Below are 15,679 nucleotides of genomic sequence, written 5' to 3' on the forward strand. Positions count from 1 at the left end.
GGTCGATGGATCGGTATCCGAAACGCTCGGCCACGAAGCGGTCGGCATCATCGCTGATACTTCGGGGCGATCGTCGTTCAAACCCGGCGACCGTGTCATCGTCATGCCTGAGAACGGATGCGGGACATGCACGCTCTGCCTCGCCGGAGAACATATACACTGTGAACACCCTATCAATGCGCTTGCCGTTGCCGGCAGTTCTACCGGACGCGCGACATACGCACAATACTGCATTCAGCAGGAGCATCTCCTGCTGCGAATCCCTGATGATATTTCGGACGACCATGCTGCGATGGCATTATGCGCTCTCGGCCCCACGTTCAATGCAATGCAGAAGATGCAGGTACATGCGGGAGAGACCGTTCTCATTTCCGGGCTCGGTGCTGTCGGCCTCGGCGGTGTGATCAACGCCGTCGCGCGCGGCGCGCGTGTCATCGCGCTTGAGATGCATCCCTACCGCACGAAACTCGCGCTTTCGCTCGGGGCGGAAGCGGTCATCGATCCGAAAGACCCCGGCGCGCTCAAACACATACTCGCGCTCACGAACGATCGCGGCGCAGACGCCTCCGTCGAAACAAGCAGCGCGCCGGACGCACTTAGCTTCATCGCAGAGGCGACACAGCGCATGGGGCGTATCGCCATAGTCGGCTGGGCGGGATCGATAATCGGGGCACAGCTTGTCAAGAAAGGGCTCACTGTCTTCGGCGCATGGCATTGGAATCACCTCCGCGATGCAGAAGCGATGTTCACGACCATTCGAAGATCACGAGCGCTTCTCGACCGCTTCATCACGCATCGATTCCCGATGAGCAGGATCGAGGACGCATGGACGGCTCAGCGATCGGGGGAATGCGGAAAGATACTTGTCGATCCTTGGCAGTAAGGAGTTGCCCATGAAACGATACAGATCCGTCATCATCGGGTGCGGGCATCGTGCAGCCGCGCATATCGAAGCGTACCGGCACATCGATAATGCAAAGATCGTCGCCTGTGCAGCGCCGACACCGACACGGCGAGACGCCGTTGCCGCAAAATACGGTCTCACGCCCTATGCTGACGCACGCGAGATGATAGCAAAAGAACGACCGGACTGCGTGCATATCGTCACCTGGCCTGACACGCGTGTGGAGCTCATGACGCTCGTATCGGAAATGAACGTTCCGCTCTGCACGACGGAAAAACCGCTTGCGACGAGCATTACCGACTATAAAGCGCTTTGCGCATTGGCAGACCACACAAGGACGAAATTCGCCGTCTGCCATCAAATGCGCTGGCAGAAAGACCTCATCGCCTGCAGGGAGGCGATAGCCGCGGGCAGTATCGGATCAATTCCCTTCATCGATATTTCATGCGGGATGAACATTGCCGGACAAGGCACGCACACGCTCAACTACGGGCGCTCGCTTATCGGCGATCCGAAAGCGGTGACGGTATTCGGGAACACGAACGGATGGGATGATGCCGACCCCGGCCACCCCGCACCACGCTCTACCGAGGCTTATATCACCTTCGATAATGGCGCACGGGCGCTGTGGACGAGCGGACCGATATCCCCGCGGGCGGGCGATCCGAAGACCACGTGGCAGCATATTCGAATCGGGGCGCATGCATCGAAAGGGCACGTTCTTTGGGAGGAATTCGGGAAATGGGAGATAGAAGGGGCCGCCCCCAGCGTCGGTGATTTCGGCGGCATGGACACATGGGCGAAAGAAAATTCGTTTGCGCAGGCACGATTCCATCAGGCGATGTTCGGCTGGCTCAACGACGATACAAAGATCCCGGGCACATCGTTCACGGCATCGCTCCATGAATGCGCCGTTATTTTCGCGCTCTATCAGAGCAGTGTGGAGCATCGTCCGATATCGATGGAGGACTATGTCCCGCCGGACAATCTTATGGAGAGGATGCGGTCGTAGCAAGGCCCGCTCACTCATCCCCCGCCGCGAAATACGCGGCACCCCCTTCCCTCTCTCACAGGGAAGTGAGAGAGGGAAGGGGGAAAGAGGAGACAGGGAAATAATATGATGCAATGAGAGTCAACTGTATTGGCACGTTATTGCGATAAGAGCAGGCTTTCGCTAAGCAAGAATTTCGAAAGCACCTTCATGACAGAATGCTTGATGATAATAAATTTATATGCAATGCTTCGATATATGGAAAACGGCAGACGTATTGCTTTATGCTTATTTCTACTACGCACAACTGAAGATGTATATTAAAATTGAACTCTCTTCTCCCCTTCCCCTCTCTCACATCCCCGTGAGAGAGGGGAAGGGGCCGGGGGATGGGGTGAGTGTCCTCCGCCACATTCCATTTTCACCCGTTCCGATATATACTCCAACCATTGCTAACAAATGAGGCGCTCCCATGGGTTTATTCGACGCATTCAAAAGGACCGGCACGAAAAAGGGATTCTCCCTCCGCGATATATTCACCCGTATCGACGGATCGCTCTACCAAACGCTCGAGGAACGCCTTGTCGATGCGGACGCGGGGCCCGATACGGCGCGCGAGATAGTATCCCTGCTCAAGGCCGCGGTCGACACGAAAAAACTCCGCGAGAGCGATGCGGTACGCGCGGAGCTCGCCGCGATATTGAAGCAGATGCTCCATACCGGAACGCTTGCCATCGACGGCAAAACGCTTCTCTTCATCGTCGGCGTCAACGGTGTGGGAAAGACCACGTCCATCGCCAAGCTCGCGTCATGGATAAAGCCCACGACCGTGCCGCTGCTCGTCGCTGCCGATACGTTCCGTGCCGCGGCGATAGAACAGCTCGATGAGTGGGCGACAAGGATATCCGTGCCCATCGTGAAAGGGCAGCCTGCGGGCGACCCTGCCGCCGTGCTTTTCGACGCGCTTACGAGCGCAAAGGCGAAGAACATCGATTGCGTCATCGCCGACACGGCCGGACGCTTCCACAACAAGGAAGGATTGGTGCGTCAGCTCATGAAGATGAAAACGATAGCCGTCGAACGCTTCCCCGAATTCCGCTTCGTCCCGCTTCTCGTGCTCGATGCCACCGTCGGCCAGAACGGCTTCGATCAGGCGAAGGTGTTCTTTGAAGCGCTCGCAGTACAGGGGATAATCCTCAGTAAATTCGATTCATCGGCAAAGGGCGGCATACTCTTCGCGATAAGCCGCCGATTGTCCATTCCCGTGCTCTTCATCGGCACCGGCGAGAAGCCGAGCGATATCTCCCCGTTCAATGCAGCATCGTTCGTCGATGGTATCGTGAGCGGCTGATGGCGCTTGCTGACCACCTCAACGAAGGCGACATCGCGAAACTTTCGCGCATTCGCACCGCGGAACGGCGTGCGAGCGCCGATCATCGCACCGGTGATTTCAAGAGCGTGCACGCGGGCGACGGCATCGAGTTCTTCGAGCATAAGCGCTATGCCCCCGGCATGGACGTTCGCGCGATAGACTGGCGTCGGTATGCGCGCACCGATGAGCTTCACGTGAAGCGCTACGAGCGCGAAGAGAGCCGCTCGATGGCCGTCATACTCGATGTGAGCGCATCGCTCGGAAAAAAGACCGTCGCCGGGCCGGCTAAATCGAGCGCCGCCGCAAAGCTCGCGCTGGGCGCGGCCTATATCGCCGTGAACAACGGGCTCCCGGTATCGTTCATGGCGATCGCTGACACCGTACGCGATACGGTGCATGCCTCCGCCCATTTCTCCCAGCTCGCCGCCATCGCGGACATCATCGACGGGACGCCGTTCAGCGCACGGTCATCGGCGGCATCGTTCGCCGCGCTCATCCCGCCGGCATGCCCCGTGCGTTCCGACGCATATATCATATCTGATTTTCTCTTCATGGATAATGATGCGCTTGCACCGCTCTTCACATCGCTCCATGCCCGCCGTGTCCGCTTCCGTCTCCTGCAAGTGCTTTCGCGCGAGGAAACCGACCTCCCGTTCACCGGCGATATGATGCTCATCGATGCGGAGACAAAAGCCTCGTGCATGATAGCACCCGCATTGATGCGAGGCACGTATGCGCGCGCGCTCGCCGACCTCACGAACGCGCTCACCGAGGCGGCCGCTTCCCACGGGGGGCGATACCGGCTCTGCCGCACCGGCGGCGCTTTGATCGACGATCTCATCGCGGTGGTGTGACATGCTTACCGCAGCAGCATGGCCCTTCCTCGCCCTCGCCCTCGCCGCTGTACTTGTGCTCGTCATTCATTTCATCATGCGTACGCGTATGCGCACGGTCGTGTTCCCGTCCAATGCGCTCATCGACATGATACGCCGCAACGAGGGCATGCGCTCGCGCCTTGCGCATATACTGCTCCTTCTTATCCGCATGCTCATTATCCTGCTTCTCGCCCTTGCCGCTGCCCGTTTTTTCTTCAGCATGCAGGGCTCATTGGCAAACGCATCGCACGGGTATTTCCTCATCGACAATTCCCCGAGCATGGGGCGGCCGTACAAAGGCGCACGCATCATCGATTCCGTCCGCGAACGCGCCGATATCATCGCGCGGCGCTTTCATATGCGGGCGGGCGCGGTCGTTACCATTATCACCGCCGACGGCGCTCTGGCGAACAGCACACGCTATGAGGATACACGCCGCACCATCCTTGCAGTAAGCAACAGCGAAGCCCCATTCCATCTTTCGGATGCGTTCGGGGAGATAGCCCGTATCGCCTCGCCGGGAGAGCGTGCCGCGATCGTGCTTTTCTCGGATGCGCAGCCGTCCGTGTTCAGCAATGTAGTGAAGATAGACATGCCGTCAGCGCTGTACACCCCCCAAGCGGAAGATAACGGCAATGCCGCCATCATCGATGTTGCCGTTCCGAAGAAGATACTCTTCACTCGTACGGTCATTCCGCTGTCGATACGCGTGGCGCGAACGCAATATCCGCCGGGGAGGATCATTCGCGCGTTCCAGGGCGGAGCGCTCGCCTCAACGGCAGCCGTACCCGCCGGCGACGGCATCGCGATCATACGCCTCTCCGTCAATGTACGATCGCCCGGCACCGCATACATGACCATTGTCCTCGACAATGACACCTGTGATACCGACAACGTGTTCCATTGCGCATTCTCCGTCGTGAGCGGTTTTTCCATCGCCGTCGCTGACAGCACCGGGGATATCGCTGTTGAACGCCTGAAGGCCGCTATTACGCCGGGGAACGACCCCATCGTCTTCTCCCCGGCGGGGGGCACCCCGGATGCGGTCTTGTGCGTCGCAGGTGCGGCAGAGCCGTCTTCGGCACGTTCAGCGCCGATACGCATCATCATCCCTGCGGTGAACGCCCGCGCGGAAGAGGTGAGCGCCTTCATCGCGAATGCCGCTTCGTTCGGTGCAGGCACTGTGCGCCGAGAGCAGAGCGTGATATCGATGCATGCATCCGCCAATGACCTCATCTCTCTGCTGCCGGACATGAACGAACGCATCGGCACACGCTATGTCGTGAACGCACTCCCGCCGGACGTCGACACCCCGCTCATCGCCGATGACGGGAGTGCGCTCCTCATGATCCGCCGCAATGAGGTACAGCGGACGACAAGCGTCTTCATAGCCCTGCCGTTCACCCCGGACAACGATGCGTTCTACTCGTCAGCAGCCTTCGTCGTCCTCGTTAATCGCGTATTGTCCGATGCCCATGTGTTCCGCTCGCGAATAGTTGAGCGCTCCGTCGGTGAAAGAATCACCGGGCTTGATGCCGTCTACGCATCCAACGGCGTCATCTTTTCGCCCATCAGCTCCGAACGGGCAGCGCGTCCGGGGTTCTACCGTACCGATACGATCATAGCAGCCGTGAATGCGGCGAGCGGAGAACACATTTATGGGCGCGAGAACGCCGGGAGATATTTTTCATCCGGCATCGATGTCAGCGATCTTCGCGATGAGGAAACCCTCGCACGCATCGCCGACGGCATGGAATTGACGCCGGCATTCATCGCCGTACTGCTTATCCTGCTTGCTCTGGAAATGGCTCTCTCATCGAATCTGCGCATTCACCGAAAAACTCGCGGTCAATAGGCTTATGGCAGTACCGAAAAACTCGCGGTTTTGTAGTTCCCAATGTGAAGATCTGGCATGCTTTCCCGCTTGTATACTATTCACAATAATAATGCCGCGACCGCACCTATTGCGGCTGTCTCCGCACGAAGTATGCGGCTCCCGAGCGTGACCGGTGTGACGCCGCGCTGTCGCGCAAGCGCTATCTCATCATCGGTGTACCCGCCTTCCGGCCCGATAAAAAGCGAAAGCCTCCCCGCTGCACGATAGTCCGTAAGCCGCGCATCTGTCCGCCCCTCATAGGCGATGATGCCCGTATCACCGGGCGAGAGCGACGCGAGCGCGTCCGCGAACAGCTGCATCTCATGAATGACAGGGATGTGCACGCCGCCGGAAAGTTCCGTCGCTTCACGAACGATGGCCGTAAGGCGCGAGCGTTTCGCGGCCGAAAGCGAGGTGACCACCGTGCGGGCGGTACTGACCGGCACGAACGACGCGACCCCAAGCTCGGCGCATTTCTGTATGAGAATGTCGTTCTTATCGCTCTTGAGGAGCGAGAAATAAAGCGATATACGCATGCGTGCCTCGCGCTCACCGCAACGCCGGTCCTCGATAGCGCATATTATCCGCATTGTGTCGATGCTTCGAATGACCGAAATGAATTCGCTGCCGCTGCCGTCGAAGAGGACGATGCGGTCGCCTGCTTTTCGCCTGAGCACATGTGCGATCTGATGGACTATCGCAGCATCTTCAATGACCGCTTCCGAACCGTTGATAGAATCGGGTGATACGGCAAAACGTATCGTGTTGATCATCACCCCCATATCAGAACTTCACCTGCGCGCGCAGGCCGTATTCCAGTTTCAGCGGCTCGGCACCGGTGAACATCGCTATCTGCGCCGCGGAAAGGCCGTTGATGTTCCGGTCATAATAGCGGACATAGGCGGTGATATCGGTGTTCTGGAACAGGTTGTAGTGGAACATGAGCGTGTACATACCCCAGAGCTCCGGCAGATCGAGTATGCCAATCATCGATACATCGGTGAGATCGTCGAGCTTGAACATGATGCTGCCGAAGAGATAATGCTTGCCGAAGAAGGTTTTCTGCACGGAAACGAGCGCTGTCGGTGTGAGCGATGATGCAATGACGGCATCCTCATTGTAATAATACTCGAGCCGGAAGAACCATTTCTGCTCGATGGAATAATCCGCGCCCAGCATCGCCTCGACATGGCGTTTCGCAAGATAGTCGGTAAAGCGGAAAACGAATTCGCCGTAGATGCCGACCTCCACGTCGCCCTTGAAGTCGATGCCGATGGTCGTCTCGTACCCGTTGAAGTTGTACATGCCGAGCGCGGAAAGGTCCCATCCAAAAATATTGCCGAAGAGCTTGACTGCGGTCTTGATATTCGTCATCTTCGAGGAAAGCGTCGTCATCATGTCGAGCCCGGCGGTGTCACCGAAGGGCACCTTGACCCGCAGCACATCGCTTCCGTCCCGGCGGAACGAAAGATCGGCAGGGCTGACCGATGAGAACGCATCGATAGGCGAGAACATCATGCCGCGTCCGAAATTGATCACCTGCCGCCCGAACGATATGTCCGCCCAGTCGAAGAACAATGCAACATAGAGCTTCCTCAGATCGACGGTGAGAAAGAGCTCACGCGACATGAAGGCGAACAATGTCGAGGCATTCGATATCGATGCGAACGCCGGTGCAACACGATTGTAGAGAAGCCCCGCGGAGGCACCGTACCAGAGATTCACATCGATGCTCGCCTCAATCTTCGCCCGCTCGTCATTGGCATTGCGTATGTTGAACGTCGCGACCGCAGCGCCCGCGTACGAGAACGAATCGCCCATGCTCTGCTGTGCGATGATGTCCTGGTAGACGCGGCCGTGGAGTATGAGGCCGTCTTCCTTTTCTTTGGCGGCGGGGTAGAGGGAAAGTGAGAGAAGGAGAATAACCCCTATCGTAACACACTCACCCCCTCTAACTCCCCCTCTCTCGCGCAAATGCGAGAGAGGGGGAGAACCGGCTAACTCTGTGCTGATCGTTTTAATTACACTTTCTATATTGTCAGAGACGTCGGCATTTGAAAATCGGATCACTTTAATTCCGCATATCGCTATAATTTCACTACGCCTTGTATCGTATTCCTGTTGCGCTTCATGGACACCGCCGTCCACTTCAATGCATAATTTCGCCGCAGCACAATAGAAATCGGCAACAAAGCATTTTTGCGTATCGTCCTGACAATACCGTATCACATGCTGTCGATTGAACTTACTCCCAAGTAATTGTCGATTTCTTAGCCGCTTCCATAGTGTTTCTTCCGCATTCGTCTGACGCGCTCTCAGATCTCTTGCCAATACGGTAGATTTTCTTATCTGCATGTCGAAACCTCAATATAACTATATGGAGAACCCCCTCTCTCACATTCTGTGAGAGAGGGGGCAGGGGGTGAGTGTCTTATCTCTGCAAATACCGCACCGTGAATTCCGATTCGTTCATCGGCGTATCGAAAACAAGGTCGGTCTGCTCGAATTCCGTCTTCGTGTCCTTACGAAGCTTGTTCACCATCTCCACCTTGACAGGATATATCCTCCCGCCGATGGTCTCGACCTTAAGCGTCCGTGATTCCTTGAGGAGTTTACCGCTCTTCGCGTACATCTCCTGTTTCCAGCCGACGAACGTCTCCTTGTCGACCCACATCTTCCGTTTCTCATACGGCACGTCCTTCACCTTCGCATCGAGCGTGAGCACATAGCAGGCGCGGCCGCCCGCGTTCTCCTCGCCGCTTATCGAGATAGCATACTTCGTCGTCAGCGTATCCGATTCGAGCGCATCTTCGTAGGAAATATCGCTTCCCATCATGCCTTCCTTGAGCATATGCCCCGATATCTTCACCGTTTCCTGATCCTCCGGGAAATATATCCACATATCTTTATTGAGCTTAAGGTATTTCGTCCCCTCATCCTCGGGGTTGGTGAATTTCACGATGGCTTTCGTTTCGCCGATGCCCTTCATGAACATCTTCTTCGTCCGTACTTCCTTGCCCTGGGTAATGCGCATCATTGCAGTGCAGGTGACCGTCTTATAGACGCGGTTGCCGTCCATACGGGCGAGTATTTCCTCGCCGGTGACGGCGTACATGGCCGCCGCCGCTGAGAACAGGATGATGATGTTTTTCATGAGTAGCCTCCGTTGTTATTTTGACCCGTCGCGGATAGCGAATGCGGGGTTGAGTTTCAATGCGCGCAACGCGGGTATCATACCCGCGATGACCGAGATGAAAATACCGAGCGCGGCTATCGTGAGCGCGGTAGCCGGAGAGAGTTCGGGGTATATCACGGCCTTCATCGGTATCGGCATACCGCGTGCGATCGATCCGAGGACATAGCCGTGCTTCGAGAGATAGAGCGCTATCGGTGCGCCGACGGCCGAGCCGATGAGGCTCCCCACGACGCCGAGGGCGAGCGCTTCAAAGAGGAATGACGCGGCAATGGCGCGTGCCTTCATGCCCATGGCGGCAAGTACGCCGATCTCGGCGGTACGTTCGAGCCCGCTCATCATCATCGTGTTCGCGATGACCACGACGGATACGGCAAGGAAAAGCGCGAATATCATCCGTATGATGAACAGTATGTACACGAACATCGTCTGGAAAAGACCTACCTCGTCGGCACGGAACACGTCAAGCCCGCGCGATGTTATCGTGCTGTCCTTAAGGAGAGCGCGCTTGACGGCCGATGCACGGGAGAAATCGGAGATCACCACCGCGAGGCGCTGCGGCGCATTGCGGGAATCAAGGAGCTTCCATGCCTTCTCAACGGGGATATAGAACGTACGATTGAGCGGATACGCGCCAAGATCGATGATGCCGCGCACGGTGAAGCGGCTCCCTTTGAAACCGCCGAAGCGGTCGCGGGTGAGGAGTGTAAGCGTTTCGCCGGGAGCGATCGAAAGTGTCCGGGCGAGCTCAACGCCGATCATCATCTCCTTGCCGCTGCCGGTGAAGTACGATCCGCTGACAACGGCATCCGTAAGTTTTACGAAATTCCTCTCGCGCACCGCATCGAACGCATGCCCGAGCGATTTTGACGACCGTTCGCCCTTGATGAGCACTGCGCCGAACGTGAATCGCGCTGACGCATAGAGTGCGCCGTGCTTTTCTATGGCGCGGATAACGATGTCCATGTCCGGTATCGACTCATTGAGCGGGAGCGTGCGTTCGTTCTTTGTGTATCCTTTCGTCTGCACGATGATATGGCCATTGTCGCGTATCGATTGTCCGACAAGATTGCCGAGTATGCCGTTGAGGTTCGCATTGCCGAGGAGGAGTATCGCCACGGCAATAGCGATGCTGAAGAGCGTGAGCGCGGTACGCCGTTTGTTGCGAAGGAGGTTCTTTACCGCATACACGATGAGGTGCATCATTTCCCCCTGAGCACGGCGGCGATGTTGAGCGATGCCGCTTTCATGGACGGGTAGAGCGTTGCCGCTACGGATACCGCGGTCCCGATGACGATCGCTCCCGGATAATACCACCATTCGATATGCCCGTACAGGCGGCTTGACACCGGGACATTAGCAAGCACATCGGTGCCGAACACGGGTATGCCCACGACGCTCATGAGCATGACCGGTATGAACGTGATAACGATCGCGATAGTGCTCCCGACGATGCCGATGAGCATGCCCTCGGCTATAAAGAGCCGCACGATATCGATCTGCTTCATGCCCATGGCCGCAAGCGTACCGATCTCCTTTGTCCGCTCGAACACCGCCATGAGCATCGTATTCGTCACACCGGCGACGGCGACAAGGAGCAGCAGCACGAGTATGACGCGCTGCATCACTTTTCTGATCGTAAAGAACAGGAGCACGTCGGCAAGCTGTGTGCGCCAGCCGTAGACCTCTGCGGATGACGGGAGCACCGGGCGTATGCGTTCAAGGAGCGCTCGTATGCTGTCATCGCGCGAGGGTAATGCTGCCGCGATCTCGCTTACGCCGTTCTCCGTATCGGCAAGGCGCATGGCGTCGGGGAGCGATATCACAATGCCGAATGAATCATATTCGGGATTATCGCTGAAAAACACATCGGCTACCGTGAACGTGTCCGCATTATTCGCGCTGTAGCGTGTCCGTGCATTGACCGTGATCTCATCGCCGGGCACGACACTGAGCGCCGCGGCAAGCTTTTTTCCGATGAGACAGCGGTTGGCATTGCTCGCAAGCGCGTTTTGAGCGTTCAGGGCACCATGCTCCGCGGTCGGCAGAATGTTGAAGACCGATCCGTCCCGTGCGGGATCTATGCCGGTCACCGAACAGAAGAGCTCATCCGATTCGCGTATCACCGATGCGGCGAATTTCAGACGTGCGCATGCGCGGATGCGCGGCGAGTCCCCTGCTGAAGCCCTGCTGACGATGGACTCATAGCGGTAGATGAGGTTGGTGAGCGGTTTGTCCGTCCGTTCGGCGAAATAGTTCGTATCCATGATCTTCGCATGCGCCGTCTCCGAGCGCAGATAATTCCTGAGCGATGTCTCATCGATGCCGCTGATGATGGTGCTTGAGAGCATGAATGCCGTTATGCCGACGGTAATCGCGGCGAAGGTGAGCGCCGTACGGCGTTTATTGCGGCGTATGTTCCTTGAAGCGAGCGTGAATATCCCCATCATCGACGCACATCCCCGACGATGGCGCCGTCCTCGAGCGTTATGACGCGGCGGGCGAAATTCATGATCTTCGGGTCGTGGGTGGAAAAGATGAACGTTGTCTTAAGCTCTTCGTTCATCGTACGCATGAGATCGAGCGTCTCCCCTGCGGACTTCGAATCGAGATTGGCGGTCGGCTCGTCGGCAAGCACTATCTTCGGACGCTTGACGAGCGCACGTGCAATGGCCACCCGCTGCTGCTGTCCGCCGGAAAGCTGTGATGGAAGACGGTGAGAATACTGTTCTATGCCGACCCGGCGGAGCATGTCCAGAACCGCTTCCTTCCGCTCATCAGATACCTTTACACCGGCGATAATGAGCGGAAATTCCACGTTCTCGAACGCGGAGAGCACCGGGATGAGATTAAAGCTCTGGAAGACGAAGCCGAGCAGTTCATTGCGTATCTCGGCAAGGCGGTCACGCGGGAGGCCGTGCACCGGCCGGTCATCGAGCGATATTGTGCCGCTGTCCGGCGTGTCGAGCAGCCCCATGAGATTGAGCACGGTTGTCTTGCCGCTCCCCGAGGGGCCGACGAAAGCCGCCATATCCTCAGCATCAACGGAGACCGTGATGTCCTTGAGAACGGTTACACCGACTTCGCCCGTGCGGTACGTCTTTGAAATATGTTCGAACGCTGCGATGGCCATTGCGGGCTCCTTTGCGCCAGTATATCACACGCTCTTGATCGCGTCGATGGGCGCCATCGAGGCGGCGCGGGAAGCGGGCAGGAACGAGACAATGGCTGCGGTCACAGCACCGAGCACACACGCGGTAAGTACGGAGAAAAGGCTTACCGTCGGGAATATCACGGTGTCAAGCGGGAAATTCCCGAGCGCCGATGATGCACTCCCAAGATCTACCCCCTTTATCATAAGGAGCCCGGTGATAAGGAGCCCGAGGGCTGAACCGGCGATACTGCCGGCAGCGCCGAGAAGAACCCCTTCAGAAAGAAATAATCCCAATATTTCAGCACGCGAGAACCCCATCGCCTTCATGATGCCTATCTCGCGTTTGCGTTCGAGCACGACCATCATGATCACATTGGTGATGATGAATGCACCGAGGAGCGCAATGACGAAATACATGATATTGTAGGTGGCGGTCATGAACTGTGCGAGGCGTCCGATCTCGCTTTTCGTCTGCCAGGGCAGTACCGCAAGCGTATCGTCCTTGAGCTTCTTTTCAAGCCGCGCACCCACCGCCGCTGAATTGCGGTAGTCATTGAGCATAATGATGATCTCCTGTGTCCGTTTCCCTGCGCGAAGGAGCTTTCGCGCATCGTTGATCGAGACCTGAAAGAGCATCTTATCAAGGCCGACGGCGCCGGTCTTGAAAAGTCCGACGATGGAAAAGCGCCGCACTCGGAGCGATCCGTCACTCCCCTCGGTCATGAGCACCAGGTTCGAGCCGACAGAAATCCCGAGCGACCGGGCAAGCGCCTCACCGACGATGACATCACGCTCGGCGGAAAGATAGCGCCCCGCGGTAATGGCTTTGTTGAGCATGAGCATCTTCGTTTCATTCGTGATGTCGCCGGCGATGCAGAGCCCGGGGACGGAGCGGTCGCGGTTGTTGAGGAGCACGCCGAAGCGAATGCGTTCCGTGACGAGCGCAATATCACGCGAGAGCGACCTGTCTGCCGCGACTGCGGCGGCGATGCGTCCGGGGTCGTCGACGAGCTTGTTCACCGGCAGGAAGCGCTCATTCTCGCTGTACTCCTTCGTGGTGATCTTGATGTGGCCGCTTTCCTGGCGCGTGGCATTGCGTATGATGGAATCCATGAAGCCGCCGTAAAATCCCTGCATGAACACGATAAGCGTAATGGAGAACATTACCGAGCTCGCCGCAAGGAGCGAGCGCCGTTTATTGCGGAATAAATTCCGGTATGCCATCGAAAGTAGGATACCCATGATGCCTCCTTTATTGGAAACGAAGCGCACTCGTGACGGTTATCTTCCCCGCCCTTCGCGCCGGTATAATGCTTGCAATAAGCGCAATGATCATCCCGAAGAGCGCGCTCTGCACGAAGGCCTTTGCGTTCCATACGCTTTTCATCGTCCCCCATACCGGGAGCGATGAGGCCATCTTGTCGGCACCGGGCATTGCTGTCACATCCATGCCGACATTGACGAGATAGAGATTGATGAGTATCCCGAGTATGACCCCGCCGATACTGCCGAGCGTGCCGACGATGAACCCCTCGATGACGAACATCCGTACGACCTCTTTCGGCGTGAACCCGAGCGCGCGGAGCACACCGACCTCGCGTACGCGTTCGTAGACGCTCATGAGCACCGTGTTCACGATGCCCACCGCGGCAATGAGCATGACGACGAGAATAACGATGCCTGAGAACTTTTTTTTCTGCGCCATGAGCCCCACGAAAGCCGCATTGCGTTCCTCGACCGTCGCTGCCGTCAGCGATGGATATCGGTTCGTGAGATCGATCTTCAATGCGCGCACGGCGGGATACAGCTCCGTGAACGGCTTGTCCGGCGGATGCTTGAGCGACACGAAGAGCTCGGTGACCGATCCTTCAAGGTCGAGAAAGTCGTCGGCGAGCGTATAGCTCATAACGACCGCTTCGTTGAGCGCAGGGTTGGTCGTCTCGAAAATGCCTGCGATCGGAAAGTCATCGGCATTGTGGCTCTCGTATCGCGTCCGCGCGGACACGGTGATCGTTCCGCCGACGGAGAGCGCGAGGTCACGTGCGAGCTTTGCCCCGACAAGCACCGATGATCGGTTGCTGCCGGTGAGATACGCGCCGCGGATGAAATTCGTGAGCGCAAATACAGTAGGGTCGCGCTCCGGGTCGATGACGATGCCGCGAATCGGTATCGATCGTTCGCCGTCTGTCGCTTCGGCGCGGAACACAGTTCGCGGGGTAGCGCCTGCGACACGCGAGTCCTTTGCAAGATATGCGCGTATCGTGTCGGCAGGCATCCCGAGCGAGAGCGGTGATGAATCGCGCTCGTCATCGTATGCCTTTGTCGCTATGGAGAGAGCACCGTCGGTGAGCGTGACCGTGTTCCTGAGCGAATCGCCGTCCCACCCGGCGAACATGCCGTCGATGACGACAAACCCCGCGATGCCGATCGCGATGGTCAGTGCAGTAATGAACACTCGCCGCTTCTGGCGTGTCACATTGCGGAGCGCGATAATAAGAATGGTGTTCATCGCCCCCTCCTATTTCCGGTCATCCGAGGATATGCGTCCGTCCTTGAGCCGCACGATACGCCGCGCATGGTCCATGACGAGGGTATCGTGCGTCGAGAATATGAACGTCGTCTGAAAGCGTTCGTTCACCGCATGCATGAGCGATACGATCTCCTCGGCGGTAACGCTGTCAAGGTTCGCCGTCGGTTCATCGGCAAGCACGAGGAGCGGCTTCTTCACGAGCGCCCGCGCTATGGCAACGCGCTGCTCCTGCCCGCCGGATATCTCCTTGGGTAACCGATGCTCCATCCCGGAAAGCCCCACCGCATCGATAAGTTCGGCGCATCGCGAATCGATATCCTTCTTCGAATGCGTTCGCATGATGACAAGCGGCAATTCTATGTTCTCCTTCACGGTGAGCACCGGTATCAGATTGTACGACTGAAAAATGAAGCCGATGTTCTCTTTGCGGTATTTCGCGAGCGCATCCTCTTTCATGGCGGAAAGCTTCTGCCCGTTATAGACCACCTCTCCTGATGTCGGCGTATCGAGGCAGCCGACGATATTGAGGAGCGTCGTCTTCCCGCTCCCCGACGGCCCTATCGCAGCAAGGAATTCGCCTTTCTCGATCGACAGGTTCACATTATCGAGGGCGTGCACCTCGCTCGCTCCCTTCTGATAGGTCTTCCGAATGCCGGTCATTTCGAGGATACTCATGTTTCGCTCCTGTTCCTGATATAAAACGCTCGTCATCTCAGTACTGGTCGGCGTAATTCCAATAATATACTGTTCCCGCGAATCCCGCCACACCGGTGCATGCCAGAAT

General features: G+C 57.4%; 14 protein-coding genes and 1 pseudogene. 5 read left to right on the top strand and 10 right to left on the bottom strand.

Going from position 1 to position 15,679, the window contains the following annotated elements; genetic code table 11:
• From AABZ39_00480 to AABZ39_00500, 5 genes are all read left to right on the top strand, one after another.
• A partial coding sequence (locus AABZ39_00480; protein ID MEK6793223.1) for a zinc-binding dehydrogenase occupies positions 1–883 on the top strand: 883 nt, incomplete at its 5' end.
• Positions 884–893: 10 nt separating this feature from the next.
• Positions 894–1,916 carry a Gfo/Idh/MocA family oxidoreductase gene (locus AABZ39_00485; GenBank protein ID MEK6793224.1) on the top strand — a complete coding sequence of 341 codons (1,023 nt, stop codon included), beginning with the start codon at positions 894–896 and terminating at the stop codon, positions 1,914–1,916.
• 451 nt (positions 1,917–2,367) lie between these two features.
• On the top strand, positions 2,368–3,246 hold the full coding sequence (gene ftsY, locus AABZ39_00490; protein MEK6793225.1) for a signal recognition particle-docking protein FtsY: 879 nt from the start codon (positions 2,368–2,370) through the stop codon (positions 3,244–3,246).
• Complete coding sequence (locus tag AABZ39_00495; GenBank protein MEK6793226.1) at positions 3,246–4,121, top strand: DUF58 domain-containing protein; 876 nt, start codon at positions 3,246–3,248, stop codon at positions 4,119–4,121. Before ftsY ends, AABZ39_00495 begins: the two co-directional genes overlap by 1 nt.
• 1 nt (position 4,122) lies before the next feature.
• Positions 4,123–5,997, top strand: a complete 1,875-nt coding sequence (locus AABZ39_00500; protein MEK6793227.1) for a BatA domain-containing protein — start codon at positions 4,123–4,125, stop codon at positions 5,995–5,997.
• A gap of 80 nt (positions 5,998–6,077) precedes the next feature.
• Here AABZ39_00500 and AABZ39_00505 read toward each other — a convergent pair whose 3' ends face one another.
• From AABZ39_00505 to AABZ39_00550, 10 genes and pseudogenes are all read right to left on the bottom strand, one after another.
• Positions 6,078–6,800 (bottom strand): RsmE family RNA methyltransferase, encoded by a 723-nt coding sequence (locus AABZ39_00505; GenBank protein MEK6793228.1) that lies wholly within the window; start codon positions 6,798–6,800, stop codon positions 6,078–6,080.
• Between the two features lies 1 nt (position 6,801).
• Positions 6,802–7,839: a hypothetical protein gene (locus AABZ39_00510; protein ID MEK6793229.1), complete on the bottom strand. Its 1,038-nt coding sequence runs from the start codon at positions 7,837–7,839 to the stop codon at positions 6,802–6,804.
• A 189-nt stretch (positions 7,840–8,028) separates the two neighbouring features.
• Positions 8,029–8,373 (bottom strand): annotated as a pseudogene (locus tag AABZ39_00515) (endonuclease domain-containing protein).
• A 76-nt stretch (positions 8,374–8,449) separates the two neighbouring features.
• Positions 8,450–9,172, bottom strand: coding sequence for an outer membrane lipoprotein-sorting protein (locus tag AABZ39_00520; protein MEK6793230.1), 723 nt, complete (start codon positions 9,170–9,172; stop codon positions 8,450–8,452).
• A 15-nt stretch (positions 9,173–9,187) separates the two neighbouring features.
• On the bottom strand, positions 9,188–10,417 hold the full coding sequence (locus AABZ39_00525; GenBank protein ID MEK6793231.1) for an FtsX-like permease family protein: 1,230 nt from the start codon (positions 10,415–10,417) through the stop codon (positions 9,188–9,190).
• Positions 10,414–11,661, bottom strand: coding sequence for an FtsX-like permease family protein (locus AABZ39_00530; protein MEK6793232.1), 1,248 nt, complete (start codon positions 11,659–11,661; stop codon positions 10,414–10,416). Before AABZ39_00530 ends, AABZ39_00525 begins: the two co-directional genes overlap by 4 nt.
• On the bottom strand, positions 11,658–12,344 hold the full coding sequence (locus AABZ39_00535; GenBank protein ID MEK6793233.1) for an ABC transporter ATP-binding protein: 687 nt from the start codon (positions 12,342–12,344) through the stop codon (positions 11,658–11,660). Before AABZ39_00535 ends, AABZ39_00530 begins: the two co-directional genes overlap by 4 nt.
• 24 nt (positions 12,345–12,368) lie before the next feature.
• Positions 12,369–13,607 carry an FtsX-like permease family protein gene (locus AABZ39_00540; GenBank protein MEK6793234.1) on the bottom strand — a complete coding sequence of 413 codons (1,239 nt, stop codon included), beginning with the start codon at positions 13,605–13,607 and terminating at the stop codon, positions 12,369–12,371.
• A gap of 10 nt (positions 13,608–13,617) precedes the next feature.
• Entirely contained in the window at positions 13,618–14,874 is a 1,257-nt protein-coding gene (locus AABZ39_00545) for an FtsX-like permease family protein (GenBank protein ID MEK6793235.1), read from the bottom strand.
• 9 nt (positions 14,875–14,883) lie between these two features.
• The gene (locus tag AABZ39_00550; GenBank protein MEK6793236.1) at positions 14,884–15,570 is read right to left on the bottom strand and encodes an ABC transporter ATP-binding protein; all 687 of its coding nucleotides are present in this window, start codon (positions 15,568–15,570) and stop codon (positions 14,884–14,886) included.
• Between the last annotated feature and the right edge of the window lie 109 nt (positions 15,571–15,679).

Source organism: Spirochaetota bacterium (assembly GCA_038043445.1).
In the GTDB taxonomy this organism is placed as follows: Bacteria; Spirochaetota; Brachyspiria; order Brachyspirales; family JACRPF01; genus JBBTBY01.